This window comes from Vibrio rotiferianus (assembly GCF_002214395.1).
GTDB classification, from domain to species: domain Bacteria; phylum Pseudomonadota; class Gammaproteobacteria; order Enterobacterales; family Vibrionaceae; genus Vibrio; species Vibrio rotiferianus.
In genome coordinates, this window is the sequence record NZ_CP018312.1 from 365062 (window position 1) to 380007 (window position 14946).

General features: G+C 46.4%; 10 protein-coding genes and 10 tRNA genes. 19 read left to right on the top strand and 1 reads right to left on the bottom strand.

Annotation, left to right across the window (positions count from 1 at the left end; all coding sequences use genetic code 11):
• Positions 1-5: 5 nt before the first annotated feature.
• Complete coding sequence (gene mutS, locus BSZ04_RS10810; protein WP_088880381.1) at positions 6-2567, bottom strand: DNA mismatch repair protein MutS; 2562 nt, start codon at positions 2565-2567, stop codon at positions 6-8.
• 85 nt (positions 2568-2652) lie between these two features.
• Here mutS and pncC point away from each other — a divergent pair, with 85 nt between their 5' ends.
• The 19 genes from pncC (at position 2653) to BSZ04_RS10905 (ending at position 14810) form a co-directional block, all read left to right on the top strand.
• Positions 2653-3135: a nicotinamide-nucleotide amidase gene (gene pncC, locus BSZ04_RS10815; RefSeq protein ID WP_071235297.1), complete on the top strand. Its 483-nt coding sequence runs from the start codon at positions 2653-2655 to the stop codon at positions 3133-3135.
• A gap of 200 nt (positions 3136-3335) precedes the next feature.
• Complete coding sequence (gene recA, locus BSZ04_RS10820; RefSeq protein ID WP_005425359.1) at positions 3336-4379, top strand: recombinase RecA; 1044 nt, start codon at positions 3336-3338, stop codon at positions 4377-4379.
• Positions 4380-4585: 206 nt separating this feature from the next.
• The gene (gene recX / locus BSZ04_RS10825; protein WP_088880382.1) at positions 4586-5056 is read left to right on the top strand and encodes a recombination regulator RecX; all 471 of its coding nucleotides are present in this window, start codon (positions 4586-4588) and stop codon (positions 5054-5056) included.
• Positions 5057-5195: 139 nt separating this feature from the next.
• Positions 5196-7778, top strand: a complete 2583-nt coding sequence (gene alaS / locus BSZ04_RS10830) for an alanine--tRNA ligase (RefSeq protein ID WP_088880383.1) — start codon at positions 5196-5198, stop codon at positions 7776-7778.
• Between the two features lie 203 nt (positions 7779-7981).
• Entirely contained in the window at positions 7982-9169 is a 1188-nt protein-coding gene (locus tag BSZ04_RS10835; protein WP_045392069.1) for an aspartate kinase, read from the top strand.
• Positions 9170-9261: 92 nt separating this feature from the next.
• Positions 9262-9459: a carbon storage regulator CsrA gene (gene csrA / locus BSZ04_RS10840; RefSeq protein ID WP_004415691.1), complete on the top strand. Its 198-nt coding sequence runs from the start codon at positions 9262-9264 to the stop codon at positions 9457-9459.
• A gap of 243 nt (positions 9460-9702) precedes the next feature.
• A tRNA-Ser gene (locus BSZ04_RS10845) sits at positions 9703-9794 on the top strand.
• Positions 9795-9825: 31 nt separating this feature from the next.
• A tRNA-Arg gene (locus tag BSZ04_RS10850) sits at positions 9826-9902 on the top strand.
• 29 nt (positions 9903-9931) lie between these two features.
• A tRNA-Ser gene (locus tag BSZ04_RS10855) sits at positions 9932-10023 on the top strand.
• Positions 10024-10108: 85 nt separating this feature from the next.
• A tRNA-Arg gene (locus BSZ04_RS10860) sits at positions 10109-10185 on the top strand.
• Positions 10186-10241: 56 nt separating this feature from the next.
• Positions 10242-10318 (top strand) — tRNA-Arg (locus tag BSZ04_RS10865).
• 58 nt (positions 10319-10376) lie between these two features.
• A tRNA-Arg gene (locus BSZ04_RS10870) sits at positions 10377-10453 on the top strand.
• A 58-nt stretch (positions 10454-10511) separates the two neighbouring features.
• Positions 10512-10588: transfer RNA gene (locus BSZ04_RS10875), tRNA-Arg, on the top strand.
• 58 nt (positions 10589-10646) lie between these two features.
• A tRNA-Arg gene (locus BSZ04_RS10880) sits at positions 10647-10723 on the top strand.
• Between the two features lie 58 nt (positions 10724-10781).
• A tRNA-Arg gene (locus BSZ04_RS10885) sits at positions 10782-10858 on the top strand.
• A gap of 57 nt (positions 10859-10915) precedes the next feature.
• A tRNA-Arg gene (locus BSZ04_RS10890) sits at positions 10916-10992 on the top strand.
• 594 nt (positions 10993-11586) lie between these two features.
• The gene (locus BSZ04_RS10895) at positions 11587-11844 is read left to right on the top strand and encodes an oxaloacetate decarboxylase subunit gamma (protein WP_010450226.1); all 258 of its coding nucleotides are present in this window, start codon (positions 11587-11589) and stop codon (positions 11842-11844) included.
• Between the two features lie 32 nt (positions 11845-11876).
• Positions 11877-13670, top strand: a complete 1794-nt coding sequence (oadA, locus tag BSZ04_RS10900; protein ID WP_088880384.1) for a sodium-extruding oxaloacetate decarboxylase subunit alpha — start codon at positions 11877-11879, stop codon at positions 13668-13670.
• 9 nt (positions 13671-13679) lie between these two features.
• The gene (locus BSZ04_RS10905) at positions 13680-14810 is read left to right on the top strand and encodes a sodium ion-translocating decarboxylase subunit beta (RefSeq protein ID WP_010450222.1); all 1131 of its coding nucleotides are present in this window, start codon (positions 13680-13682) and stop codon (positions 14808-14810) included.
• Positions 14811-14946 lie beyond the last annotated feature (136 nt).

Here is a 14946-nt window from a genome sequence, read left to right on the forward strand (position 1 = left end):
AGGAACTAGAGCATCTTCTTCAAGCGGTAAAGCTCTTCCAGTGCCTGGCGAGGCGTTAGATCGTCAGGATCAATATTCGACAATGCTTGTTCAACATCACTTGGTTCTGGGATCAAGCTGAGTTGGTTTGCCACATCGACCGTACTAGGGCGAGGCGAATCATTGCCTTGACCTAATTGTTCAAGTTGCGACAGCTTGTTACGCGCATTCTTAATCACTGGCTTTGGAACACCAGCTAAACCAGCAACTGCTAGACCATAAGATTTGCTTGCTGCACCTTCTTGAACTGCGTGCATAAAGGCGATGCTGTCACCGTGTTCTACCGCATCAAGGTGAACGTTGGCTAGGTTTGGCAGTAGGTTTGGTAGCTCAGTCAATTCGAAGTAGTGAGTCGCGAACAGTGTCATTGCCCCAATCTGAGTTGCAAGCCATTCAGCACTTGCCCATGCCAAAGAAAGACCATCGTAAGTACTGGTACCGCGACCGATCTCATCCATTAGCACCAAGCTGTTCTTAGTTGCGTTGTGAAGAATGTTGGCTGTTTCGGTCATTTCAACCATGAAAGTTGAACGGCCAGAGGCCAAATCATCAGACGCACCGATACGAGTAAAGATACGATCCAAAGAGCCAATATGAGCCGATTCTGCAGGTACGTATGAACCAATGTGAGCCATCAAAGCAATCAATGCGGTTTGGCGCATATAGGTCGATTTACCACCCATGTTTGGACCAGTAATGATCAGCATTTTACGGTTTGAACTTAGCTCAATAGGGTTGGCAATAAACGGCTCGCTGGTTACTTGCTCTACGACAGGGTGACGACCGGCTTGAATGCTGATGCCCGCTTCTTTATCCAAAGTTGGGCGACAGTAATCAAGTGAATCTGCACGCTCGGCTAGGTTTTGTAGTACGTCTAACTGAGAAATCGCCGAAGCAAGGTTTTGCATCTTCTCAAGGTTTGGCATCAACAAATCAAACAGCTCTTCCCACAGCTTTTTCTCTACTGCTAGCGCTTTTGATTTAGAGTTCAGTACCTTATCTTCATGCTCTTTCAACTCAGGAATGATGTAGCGTTCTGCATTTTTCAGCGTTTGGCGACGCACATAGTGTGGTGGAACCAAGTGGCTTTGACCACGACTTACCTGAATGAAGAAACCGTGTACAGCGTTGTAGCCAACTTTTAGGGTGTCGATACCATGACGTTCGCGTTCGTCAGCTTCGAGTTTTTCTAGATACTCGGTTGCGCCATCTGCGAGTTTACGCCATTCATCAAGCTCAGCGTTGTAGCCCTCTGCAATCACGCCACCTTCGCGAATAACCACTGGTGGATTTTCTTTGATTGCGCGCTCGAGTAAATCACATACCTCATCCATTGGTGCAGCAAACTGAGCCAGCTTTTTAAGGTATGGGTGAGCCAGAGAAGAAGTGACGGTTTCCAACTCTGGCAGTTGCTGCATTGCATGACGTAGACGAGCCATATCGCGCGGACGTGCCGAACGAAGCGCCAAACGAGCGAGGATACGTTCAATATCACCAATCTGTTTGAAGATTGGCTGAATGTCGGTGAATAAGCTCTGATCTTTGATCTCACCAATCGCATCAAGACGGTTGTTAAGAGTATCGACACAGCGCATTGGTTGATGCAACCAACGTTTTAGCATACGGCTGCCCATTGGAGTCGCACAGTGATCGAGTACTTCGGCTAACGTATTATCAGTTCCACCAGATAGGTTTTGCGTCAGCTCTAAGTTACGACGTGTTGCCGCATCAAGAATGACGGAGTGATCTTGGCGATCAAAGGTCAGTGAGCGAATGTGCGGTAGGGCAGTACGCTGAGTATCTTTTACGTATTGGATCAAACAACCCGCAGCACACAGACCGAGTGATGCGTGCTCAACACCAAAGCCTACCAAGTCGCGCGTACCAAATTGTTGGTTCAACTGTTGTTTAGCGGTATCTAGTTCAAATTCCCAGACTGGGCGACGACGGTTGCCGTTGCGGCTAGACATGAGGTGAACTGCTTCAAAATCTTCAGGGAAGAGTAATTCGCGAGGTGCCGTGCGCTGCAACTCAGCAGCCATTGCTTCTTCGGTTTCTGGCTCGACTAGCTGGAAACGACCCGAAGTCACATCCAATGTCGCGTAACCGAACTTACCATTGTGTTGGTAAATCGCTGCAATCAGGTTGTCGATACGCTCAGACAACAGTGCTTCGTCGGTTACCGTACCTGGAGTGACGATACGCACTACTTTACGTTCAACCGGACCTTTGCTTGTCGCTGGGTCGCCAATCTGTTCACAGATCGCAACAGACTCACCTAGTTGAACAAGTTTAGCCAGATAACCTTCAACAGCGTGGAATGGGACGCCAGCCATAGGAATTGGTTCACCTGCCGATGCGCCGCGTTTGGTCAACGAGATATCTAACAATTGAGATGCACGTTTTGCATCGTCGTAGAAGAGTTCGTAGAAGTCGCCCATGCGATAGAACAGCAAGATTTCTGGGTTCTCAGCCTTTAGCTTGAGATATTGCTGCATCATCGGAGTGTGTTTTTGTTCAGCTTTCACAGGTAAGTACTTTTGTTTATTTCCGTAGCGGCTTAGGATACGTGAATCCCTATCAAGTAAAAAGAGACAAAGGGCATTTTTGGCTATGGAAAGAGCAACAAAATTGAGTGCCGATTTAGGCGTGTTATTGGCTAAGCACGGACATGTTTTAGCGACGGCAGAATCATGCACGGGTGGTGGTGTTGCAACCGCCATTACTGACATTGCTGGTAGTTCAGCGTGGCTTGATCGCGCGTTCGTTACTTACAGTAATGACGCTAAAATGGAGATGCTTGGTGTGCAAGCTTCAACATTAGAAGCGCATGGTGCAGTGAGCGAGCCGGTTGTGATTGAAATGGTGCAGGGCGCAATCAAAAACTCAAATGCCACCATCGGCGTATCCATCAGTGGTATTGCGGGACCGGGAGGAGGCAGTGAAGAGAAACCTGTTGGTACGGTCTGTTTTGCTTTTGCTGATAACCAAAGTTGGCAGCAAGTAGAAACCATGCATTTCACGGGTGACCGTGCGGAGGTCCGCAAAAAAGCGGTCGAGCACGCACTGACTCAATTGCATCAACATCTACTCTAGAATTTCTCAAATTGTTTTAGCCCAGCGTTGATAAGGGCTAGAGCAAATCACGGCATTAGGTCAGTCAAATTTTTTTCATACAGGTATAGACACTGTATGAATCAACAGTATAATAACTTTCATTGCTGAGCAGTTCTTCTGCTTAAGAAAAATGAATTACTATTCGTCGCCCAAAGAAGATGAATAAACCGGAGAAAGTAATGGACGAGAACAAACAGAAAGCGCTCGCCGCTGCGCTAGGTCAAATTGAAAAGCAATTCGGTAAAGGCTCTATCATGCGCCTTGGTGATAACCGCGCAATGGATGTAGAAACCATCTCAACGGGTTCTCTTTCTCTTGATATCGCTTTGGGTGCTGGTGGTCTACCAATGGGTCGTATCGTAGAAATCTACGGTCCAGAATCTTCAGGTAAAACAACGCTAACTCTTGAGCTTATCGCAGCTGCACAACGTGAAGGTAAAACTTGTGCGTTTATCGATGCAGAGCACGCTCTAGATCCTGTATACGCTAAGAAACTTGGCGTTGATATCGATGCACTGTTGGTTTCTCAGCCAGACACAGGTGAGCAAGCGCTAGAGATCTGTGACGCACTTGCACGTTCTGGTGCTATCGACGTTATGGTTGTCGACTCAGTTGCGGCTCTAACACCAAAAGCAGAAATCGAAGGCGAGATGGGCGACAGCCACATGGGTCTTCAAGCACGTATGCTTTCTCAAGCGATGCGTAAGCTAACGGGTAACCTAAAGCAATCTAACTGTATGTGTATCTTCATCAACCAAATCCGTATGAAGATTGGTGTAATGTTTGGTAACCCAGAAACAACAACGGGTGGTAACGCACTTAAGTTCTACGCTTCTGTTCGCCTAGATATTCGTCGTACTGGCGCAATCAAAGAAGGTGACGAAGTAGTAGGTAACGAAACGCGCATCAAAGTTGTTAAGAACAAGATTGCTGCACCGTTTAAAGAAGCAAACACGCAAATCATGTACGGCCAAGGTTTCAACCGTGAAGGTGAACTGATTGACCTAGGCGTGAAGCACAAGCTAGTTGAAAAAGCGGGTGCATGGTACAGCTACCAAGGCGACAAGATCGGCCAAGGTAAAGCAAACGCTTGTAACTACCTACGCGAAAACCCAGAAATCGGTAAGACTATCGATGCTAAACTGCGTGAAATGCTACTTTCACCAGCACTACCTGAAGCACCAGAATCGGGTGAAAAATCAGAGCAAGAAGAAGAGTTTTAATCTTCTGATTGAATCATATTGAACAAAGCCCTGCTATGCGGGGCTTTGTTGTATCTGCTGAAATCAAAACCGAAAAAACAAAGGGCAGATTAATATCAATTAGAGTAGGTAAGCGATCAGAACTAGCGCGTCAGTACGCTAGAGTGAGCGGTTGTTTACTACGATTGTTATAGAGCCCGTACAGCAAAAATAGTTTTAGGATCACCATGTACCAAAAGCGTCAAGCGCCGACCTTATCCAGCAAAGAAGCGGCTATCCAATTATTAAGCCGTCGAGATCATGGGCAATACGAGTTATACCAAAAGTTAGCTCTAAAAGGTTATGAAGAAGCAGACATCGAAGCGGCCATTAATTTTTGTCTCGACCATAATTATTTGGATGATCTGCGTTATGCAAAAAGCCAAGTGCGCCAGCATGTTTACAAAGGTCACGGTGAGCGCCGCATTCGTCAAGAATTGAACCAAAAGCGTGTTGCAGAATCCATCATTGATATGGCGATGGCAGAAGAGCCACAAGACTGGTTTGAACTGGCAAGAATGGCTGCTGAGAAGAAATTCAAAGGAATTAAAGCCAAAGACCAGAAAGAGTACGCTAAACAGGTGCGATTTCTGCAATATCGTGGCTACAGTTTTGACCAAATCAGCTACGCGCTGAGCTTCGAGGACGAAGATTCATAGTGAATGACTCACGTTGATTTTTGTTTTACCTTAAATTTTTTCTTCTAATGCCTCTTTTCCGCAAGAAAACTAGTCGTAGCTGATTGCATGATCTACAATACGGCAAAATTCTAACTCGACTATTTTCAGGAAGAGCTGCATGTACATGAGCACTGATGAGGTTCGTAACGCGTTCCTCAAGTTCTTTGAGAGCAAAGGACACCAAATCGTAGAAAGTTCATCGTTAGTTCCACATAACGACCCAACCCTGCTGTTCACAAACGCGGGTATGAACCAATTTAAAGATTGTTTCTTAGGCTTAGAAAAACGAGCCTACACTCGAGCGACTACGGCTCAACGTTGTGTACGTGCTGGTGGTAAACACAACGACCTGGAAAACGTTGGCTTTACAGCTCGTCACCACACTTTCTTTGAAATGCTAGGTAACTTCAGCTTTGGTGACTACTTCAAGGAAGACGCAATTTCTTTCGCATGGGAATTCCTAACAGAAACCCTTAAGCTGCCAGCAGACCGTCTACTTGTAACAGTTTACGAGACAGACGACGAAGCATTCGATATCTGGAACAAAAAAGTAGGCGTTCCAGCAGACCGCATTATCCGCATTGGCGACAAGAAAGGTGGTAAACCATACGAGTCAGATAACTTCTGGCAAATGGGTGACACTGGCCCTTGTGGTCCATGTACTGAAATTTTCTACGATCACGGTGAGCACATCTGGGGTGGCCGTCCTGGCACGCCTGAAGAAGATGGTGACCGTTTCATCGAGATCTGGAACAACGTATTCATGCAGTTCAACCGTCACGCAGACGGCACTATGGAACCGCTACCAAAACCATCGGTAGATACAGGTATGGGTATCGAGCGTATCTCTGCAATCATGCAAGGCGTTCACTCAAACTACGAAATTGATGTATTCCAAGCTCTAATCAAAGCAGCCGCTGAAGTGATCGGTTACGAAGACCTATCGAACCAATCGCTACGCGTTATCGCAGACCACATCCGTTCATGTTCATTCCTGATCGTTGATGGCGTAATGCCTTCAAACGAAGGTCGTGGTTACGTGCTACGTCGTATCATCCGTCGTGCAGTTCGTCACGGTAACAAGCTAGGCGCACAAGGTGCATTCTTCCACAAGTTGGTTGGTGTACTAGCAGACATCATGGGTACGGCTGGTGAAGAGCTAAAGCGTCAACAAGCTGTGGTTGAAAAAGTATTGCGTATCGAAGAAGAAAACTTCGGTCGTACACTTGAGCGTGGTATGGCGATTCTAAACGAAGCGCTAGATAACCTAGACGGTAAAGTGCTAGACGGCGAAACCGTATTCAAACTTTACGACACTTACGGCTTCCCAGCTGACTTAACTAACGACGTTGCACGTGAGCGTGAGTTCGCTATCGACGAAGAAGGTTTCGAGAAAGCGATGGAAGAGCAGCGTCAACGTGCACGTGAAGCAGGTAACTTCGGTACTGATTACAACGCAGCAATCAAAGTTGATACGCAAACAGAATTCTGTGGTTACACAGGCACTAAAGGCTCTAGCTCTGTAGCAGCGATGTTCGTTGAAGGTAACGAAGTAGAATCGCTATCTGCAGGCGACAAAGCAATCATCGTACTTGGTGAGACACCATTCTACGCTGAGTCAGGCGGTCAATGTGGTGACGCTGGTGAAATCCGCACTGAGTCTGGTGTATTCCGTGTTGAAGACACTCAGAAACTAGGCAACGCAATCGCACACCACGGTGTAATGGCAGAAGGCGTTCTAGCGAAAGGTGACGAAGTAGCAACTATCGTTGACGCCGAGCGTCGTGCCGCTATCTCTCTGAATCACTCAGCGACGCACTTGCTGCATGCTGCGCTACGCCAACTTCTTGGTGAGCACGTAACGCAGAAAGGTTCACTAGTGAAACCAGATAGCCTACGTTTCGACTTTTCTCACCTAGAAGCGGTAACGGCTGCAGAGCTGAAAGAAGTTGAGCGTCTAGTGAACGCGCAAATTCGCCGTAACCACAAGGTTGAAACCAACGTGATGGACATTGAGTCTGCGAAGAAGAAAGGCGCAATGGCATTGTTCGGTGAGAAGTACGACGACGAAGTACGTGTACTGTCTATGGGCGATTTCTCTACTGAACTTTGTGGTGGTATCCACGCTTCAAGCACTGGTGACATCGGTCTATTCAAGATCACATCTGAAGGTGGTATCGCAGCAGGTATCCGCCGTATCGAAGCAGTAACGGGTGAAGGTGCGCTAGACGCAATCGAAGCTCAAGCGGCTAAGTACGAAGAGAAACTGGCTGAATCAGCACAGAAAGCGAAATCTCTAGAGAAAGAAATCCAAAAACTGAAAGACAAGATGGCTGCAGCAGAAAGTGCAAACATCATGGGTAAAGTTCAGGATATCAATGGTACTAAAGTACTGATCGCAGCTCTAGAAGGCGCAGATAACAAGAACCTACGTACTATGGTTGATGACATCAAAAACCAAGTAGGTAGCGGCGTTATCCTTCTTGCTAACGTAAACGATGACAAGATCGGTCTGATTGCAGGTGTAACCAAAGACCTTATCGGCAAAGTGAAAGCAGGTGACTTAGTTAAGATGGTTGCTGAGCAAGTAGGCGGTAAAGGCGGTGGTCGCCCAGATATGGCTCAAGCAGGTGGTACCGATGTTGCGGCACTACCTGCGGCGATTCAGTCTGTACAGCCTTGGCTAGAAGAACGCCTATAATTATTTAAAACACAATTTACGCTCAATCAATGTTCTTTGATTGGGCGTAATTTTTTTATGGTAACCAAGTGGTTTAATTGACCGTATTTTAACCAGGTCATTTACGCTGCTTGGTTTTTGTTGTAACTACCGCTTATATAATTTTCAACTAGTAGAATATGAGTGGTCCGAATGAGACTTTGGTCTTGGGAAGGTGAAGACTGGTGAAAAAGCCCCTTATCGTGCAAAAGTTTGGCGGAACCTCAGTGGGTTCAATTGAAAGAATCCACCAGGTAGCTGAACACATCATTAAGGCGAAAAATGATGGTAATCAAGTTGTCGTTGTTGTGTCTGCGATGTCAGGCGAAACAAACCGACTAATGGATCTCGCTAAGCAAGTAGATAGCGTTCCAACGGCTCGAGAACTTGATGTTTTGCTCTCTGCTGGTGAGCAAGTGTCGATGGCACTATTGGCAATGACTCTCAATAAATTGGGTTATGCTGCTCGCTCACTTACCGGAGCACAAGCGAACATTGTGACGGATAATCAACACAATGACGCGACGATTAAACACATTGATACTTCTACGATTATGGATTTACTTCAACAAGATCAAATCGTTATCGTGGCAGGCTTCCAAGGTGTGAATGAAAATGGGGATATCACCACATTAGGTCGAGGTGGCTCAGATACGAGCGCAGTGACATTAGCTGGTGCATTAAGCGCTGATGAGTGTCAAATCTTTACCGACGTTGATGGTATTTATACTTGTGATCCGCGTGTAGTAAAAAACGCTCAAAAAATGGCGGTGATTGATTTCCCTTCGATGGAAGCAATGGCCAGCCGTGGAGCGAAAGTGTTGCATCTCCCTTCTGTGCAGTTTGCATGGAAGAATAATGTGCCACTGCGTGTGCTTTCGACATTTGATGTGAACGAAGGCAGTCTGGTAAAAGGAGAGTCAGGCTTAAAAGCCGTCTCTGGTATAGCCATTCAACGTGACCTTGCCATGATTGAAGTCGATAACGAACATTTGTCTAGCATTACAAAGCAATGTCAGATGTTAGGTATAGACATTTGGAATGTGATCGAGGAAGCAGAACGAACAGGTATCATGATAAAACAAGATGCATGTGCCAAGTTGGATCTGGTGTTCCGCGATAAAATCCGTAATAGTGAACTTGTAAGCCTGTTGACCGCTGTGGGGCTAGAAGCCAATGGAATGGTTGACCATGCCTGTGAATTGTTGGCACAGCAAGATATTACGACCAACTTCTGCTCAACGAATGCACTCACTATGATGCTAGTCTTACCACCTGAATGTGTGGATGCAGCAGCAAATATTCTTCATGATGCTTACGTTACATCTAGTGAACCATTGAACATTCAGCAAAAACATGCCTTTTTGGGCTAATTTTCGGTAACAAGGTAGTTTACGAAAATATAACTTTTGTTGGATAATAGCTTTGTAGCAAGAAAATTTAGAGATTACTCAAGGAGCAAAGAATGCTAATTTTGACTCGCCGCGTAGGCGAAACACTTATGATTGGTGATGAAGTAACTGTAACTGTACTAGGTGTTAAAGGTAACCAAGTACGTATCGGCGTTAACGCTCCGAAAGAGGTTTCTGTTCACCGTGAAGAAATCTACATGCGCATTCAAGCTGAAAAAGGCAATGGCAACGTTGCTTCAGGTAACTACTAAGCCGCTCCTGTTTACAGAGCTTAGTTTGAATGAAAAAGGCTAGCCGATAGGCTAGCCTTTTTAGTTTCTAATAAATGTCATTTTTTAAGAGAAGACTCTCTTTTTTTCATCATAATAGGGTGGTAAAGTTTGTTTAATAATCACTTTGATTAAATCCGCATCGGTTAAGCGATTTTTGCGTTTTTTTTCAAAGAAAGTGTTTGACATATTTTCGGTAAAACGTAATATGTGCCTCCGCAAGACGGTGAGGTGGCCGAGAGGCTGAAGGCGCTCCCCTGCTAAGGGAGTATACGGTTTATCCCGTATCGAGGGTTCGAATCCCTCCTTCACCGCCATTCTTGCAACGTTGATTTATCAACAAAAAGTGCGTCCTTAGCTCAGCTGGATAGAGTACCTGGCTACGAACCAGGCGGTCGGAGGTTCGAATCCTCCAGGACGCGCCATATCTCTTTTGAGATATAACAATGAAAACGGTGAGGTGGCCGAGAGGCTGAAGGCGCTCCCCTGCTAAGGGAGTATACGGTTTATCCCGTATCGAGGGTTCGAATCCCTCCTTCACCGCCATTCATTGACTGGCCCGATGGCCTTTTTTTTGTTTCGTAAGAAACTAGTGTGATTTGCTTCACAACTTCTTAGCAAGAAGAACTGCGCGTCCTTAGCTCAGCTGGATAGAGTACCTGGCTACGAACCAGGCGGTCGGAGGTTCGAATCCTCCAGGACGCGCCACTATTTAATAATTCGTTTGATAAACGGGTTATACAAAGTAAAATAAAGATTATTGCGCGTCCTTAGCTCAGCTGGATAGAGTACCTGGCTACGAACCAGGCGGTCGGAGGTTCGAATCCTCCAGGACGCGCCACTCTTTAGGGTTTCCTTAGTGAACTCCTGATATTGGTAATACCGATATCGAAAACTGCGCGTCCTTAGCTCAGCTGGATAGAGTACCTGGCTACGAACCAGGCGGTCGGAGGTTCGAATCCTCCAGGACGCGCCACTCTTTAGGGTTTCCTTAGTGAACTCCTGATATTGGTAATACCGATATCGAAAACTGCGCGTCCTTAGCTCAGCTGGATAGAGTACCTGGCTACGAACCAGGCGGTCGGAGGTTCGAATCCTCCAGGACGCGCCACTCTTTAGGGTTTCCTTAGTGAACTCCTGATATTGGTAATACCGATATCGAAAACTGCGCGTCCTTAGCTCAGCTGGATAGAGTACCTGGCTACGAACCAGGCGGTCGGAGGTTCGAATCCTCCAGGACGCGCCACTCTTTAGGGTTTCCTTTGTGAACTCCTGATATTGGTAATACTGATATCGAAAACTGCGCGTCCTTAGCTCAGCTGGATAGAGTACCTGGCTACGAACCAGGCGGTCGGAGGTTCGAATCCTCCAGGACGCGCCACTCTTTAGGGTTTCTTTGTGAACTCCTGATATTGGTAATACCGATATCGAAAACCGTGCGTCCTTAGCTCAGCTGGATAGAGTACCTGGCTACGAACCAGGCGGTCGGAGGTTCGAATCCTCCAGGACGCGCCACTCTTTAAAAAAGCCTCGCTTAATGCGAGGCTTTTTTGTATCTGGTGTTTGGTTGTGAAATGGCGCGTCCTTCGCTTATTCACAGCCATCTCTCGCGCCAAATCCTATCGTCAGTTTATGATTCTTGTCTCATTGAGCCTCTATATTGTTTCGCTTAAATAGTCACCTTGAAGCTTCTACTTAAGCGATCTTCAGCTTGGCGAGCATGCAAAGGCAGATAAACCTAACCAAACATTGATGAAAATACTTGTGTTTCGTTATTGTTAATACAGTGTTTTTGTTATGTTAACTTGATCTATCTTTCTGTTTTTATTTTACTTTCTTCCTTAAGACTCTTTTCATTTTTAAATCCTAATCGCAGTTTTTACAAACACTTTAATTTAGTGTGGTTATATGTTGAGCGATCCCACAAGCGAAGTGAATTTTCGTGCAATTTGTGATCTGAGTAGTGAATAAATAATCAATATTAGAGATTATTTAAAAGCTTCCTTAAACAAAATTGACAAAATTTAACCAATCGAGATAATCCATTGGTCGGGATTTGACGCTATTACAGTCCTGCGCATTGTCAGGATGACAAAGAAAGGAAGCAACATGACGAATATAGGAAGCCTGCTAGTAGATGCGGCCACCCTGATGTTAACAGGGATGGCGGTCGTATTTATTTTCCTCACCATTCTAGTTTATCTCGTTCGGCTGATGTCCAAATTGGTACCAGAAGAAGTACCAGCGCCGATCGCAGCACCGAAAACAAATACTAACGTTCAATCAACCTCTTCAGCTGTTAGTCCACACGTAGTGGCAGCGATTTCGGCTGCGATTCATAAACATCGCGCCTCTGTCGCGAAGTAGCCGAAAATAGGATTAAAAAGGAGTTTAAGAGCATGTCTAAACCACTAGCTATCACTGATGTGGTCCTTCGTGACGCCCATCAATCCCTGTTTGCTACGCGTATGCGTATCGAAGATATGCTGCCTATCGCAGCTGAGTTAGATAAGGTTGGTTACTGGTCATTAGAGACCTGGGGTGGCGCAACGTTTGACTCGTGTATCCGCTTTTTGGGAGAAGACCCATGGGAGCGCTTACGCGAACTAAAAAAAGCGATGCCAAATACACCAATGCAAATGTTACTACGTGGTCAAAACCTTTTAGGATACCGCCATTACGCTGACGATGTAGTAGAGAAGTTTGTTGAACGTGCTCACGCCAATGGTATGGATGTGTTTCGTATTTTTGATGCAATGAACGATGTTCGAAATTTCCAAAAAGCAGTAAAAGCTACGGTGGATGTTGGTGCTCATGCGCAAGGAACCTTGTCTTACACCACCAGTCCGGTACATAACGCGGATACTTGGGTCGATCTTGCTAAACGTCTTGAAGACTTAGGTTGTCACTCTCTATGTATCAAGGATATGTCTGGCTTACTTAAGCCGTACGAAGCAGAAGAGCTGATCACGCGCATCAAAGCGTCTTGTGACGTGCCTTTAGCGCTTCACTGCCATGCAACTACGGGTCTTTCTACGGCGACTGCTGTGAAAGCTGTAGAAGCGGGTATCGATATCCTTGATACTGCGATCTCTTCAATGAGCTGCACATACGGTCACACGCCAACGGAGACAGTGGTTGCTATGCTGCAAGGTACAGAGCGTGATACTAATCTTAAACTGGACCAAATTGAGCCTATTGCCGCTTACTTCCGTGAAGTACGTAAGAAATACGCTAAGTGGGAAGGTCAGCTAAAAGGCGTGGATTCGCGCATCCTGATCGCTCAGGTTCCTGGAGGCATGCTGACGAATATGGAAGGTCAGCTAAAAGAGCAAGGCGCTGCGGATCGTATTGATGAAGTACTGGAAGAGATTCCTCGTGTACGTGAAGATCTTGGCTTCATTCCGTTGGTGACACCGACGTCTCAGATCGTTGGTACTCAAGCGGTGATCAACGTGCTGACAGGTGAGCGCTATAAGAGCATCACCAAAGAAACCGCTGGTGTTTTAAAAGGTGAATACGGCTCTGCGCCTGCGCCAGTGAATGCAGAGCTTCAAGCAAAAGTGCTTGATGGCAAAGAAGCGATCACCTGTCGTCCTGCAGACTTGCTTGAGTCAGAAATGGAAACCCTAACGGTTGATTTGATGGAGAAAGCGCAGTCTGAAGGTATTAAGCTAGCGAGTGAGCGTGTTGATGACGTACTGACTTACGCGCTATTCCCTCAAGTCGGTCTGAAATTCCTGAAAAACCGCGGTAACCCAGACGCGTTTGAGCCGGCACCAACGTTAGAAGCGGCGAAACCTGTCGCTGCACCTGTAGTACAAGCATCAGCTGGTGGCGTTGAAACCTACAGCGTGCGAGTTGATGGGCAAGTTTATGAGGTCGAAGTTGGTCCTCAGGGGCAATTAACATCGGTAACGCCGAGTGGGGCAGCTGCACCTGTTCAACCTGCAGCGCCAAGCGCTCCTGTTAACAGTGCCGCTGAAGCGGTTCCTGCACCTCTTGCAGGTAACATCTTTAAAGTTAACGTTCAACCAGGCGCTGAAGTCGCTGAAGGTGATGTTCTTTTGATCCTAGAAGCGATGAAGATGGAAACCGAAGTTCGTGCAGCGCGTGGCGGTATTGTGCAAGAGCTTAACGTGAAAGAAGGTGATGCCGTTACCGTTGGTTCACCATTGCTGAGTTTGACGTAAGGGAGCATCATGGACGGATTGATGACCCTATGGTCAGAAACAGGGATCGCTAACTTTGAGTTCGGCCAAATCTGTATGATGTTGGTTGGTTGTACCTTGCTGTTTTTGGCGATCAAAAAAGGCTTTGAGCCCTTACTGTTATTACCAATTGGTTTTGGTGCCATCTTGGCAAACATTCCAAATGCTGGCTTTACTGAGCCAGGCGGTTTGCTGTACTACGTTTACTACATTGGGATCGAATCGGGCGTGTTCCCGCTGCTGATCTTCATGGGCGTAGGTGCGATGACCGATTTTGGTGCTTTGATTGCGAACCCGAAAACCTTGTGGTTAGGCGCTGCTGCGCAGTTTGGTATTTTCGCGACGTTATTTGGTGCGATATTGCTTAACTATGTTCCGGGTATGGAGTTCTCCATGGCGGATGCATCGTCTATCGCGATCATCGGTGGTGCGGATGGGCCAACTGCTATCTTCTTGGCGAGTAAGCTCTCTCCGGATTTACTTGGTGCGATTGCAGTTGCCGCATACAGTTACATGGCATTGGTTCCAATTATCCAGCCACCAATCATGAAAGCTCTAACCACCAAAGAAGAACGTCAAATCAAGATGGCTCAACTTCGTCATGTTGGTAAGTGGGAGAAAGTACTCTTCCCACTTGCGGTATTACTGATGACGATTCTGTTCCTACCTTCGGCGACACCTCTGGTTGGTATGTTCTGTTTGGGTAACTTGATGCGTGAAGCTGGTGTGGTGGATCGCTTGTCGAAAACTGCTCAAAACGAACTGATCAACATTGTGACCATCTTCTTAGGTCTTGGTGTTGGTTCCAAGCTACAAGCTGAGCAGTTCTTGAATCTAGAAACGCTAGGTATTTTAGGGCTCGGTGCAGTGGCATTCAGCATCGGTACTGGTGCAGGTGTTCTAATGGCGAAGCTCCTAAACAAATTCTCGAAAGAGGACATCAACCCACTTATTGGCGCAGCAGGTGTTTCTGCTGTACCAATGGCGGCGCGTGTTGTGAATAAGGTTGGTTTAGAAGCGAATCCACAAAACTTCCTATTGATGCACGCAATGGGACCAAATGTAGCCGGTGTCCTTGGTTCAGCAGTGGCGGCGGGTATCTTGCTCGCGCTCGTGGGCTAGGTAGGTCTTTAAATAACGTGGTTGATAATCTGTGACAGAGAATTATCAACCAATTTACAAATTGGCGATTAACTTCGGCAAACAAAATGGTTTATAGTCAAAGGGATGCTTTTTGCATCCCTTTTTGTTTTCTCTC

What these genes read in the sequence shown, in the direction of transcription:
- pncC (WP_071235297.1), top strand. Translation starts at nt 2,653, where the DNA reads ATGGAAAGAGCAACAAAATTGAGTGCCGATTTAGGCGTGTTATTGGCT.
- alaS (WP_088880383.1), top strand. Translation starts at nt 5,196, where the DNA reads ATGTACATGAGCACTGATGAGGTTCGTAACGCGTTCCTCAAGTTCTTT.
- BSZ04_RS10895 (WP_010450226.1), top strand. Translation starts at nt 11,587, where the DNA reads ATGACGAATATAGGAAGCCTGCTAGTAGATGCGGCCACCCTGATGTTA.
- csrA (WP_004415691.1), top strand. Translation starts at nt 9,262, where the DNA reads ATGCTAATTTTGACTCGCCGCGTAGGCGAAACACTTATGATTGGTGAT.
- recX (WP_088880382.1), top strand. Translation starts at nt 4,586, where the DNA reads ATGTACCAAAAGCGTCAAGCGCCGACCTTATCCAGCAAAGAAGCGGCT.
- recA (WP_005425359.1), top strand. Translation starts at nt 3,336, where the DNA reads ATGGACGAGAACAAACAGAAAGCGCTCGCCGCTGCGCTAGGTCAAATT.
- BSZ04_RS10905 (WP_010450222.1), top strand. Translation starts at nt 13,680, where the DNA reads ATGGACGGATTGATGACCCTATGGTCAGAAACAGGGATCGCTAACTTT.
- oadA (WP_088880384.1), top strand. Translation starts at nt 11,877, where the DNA reads ATGTCTAAACCACTAGCTATCACTGATGTGGTCCTTCGTGACGCCCAT.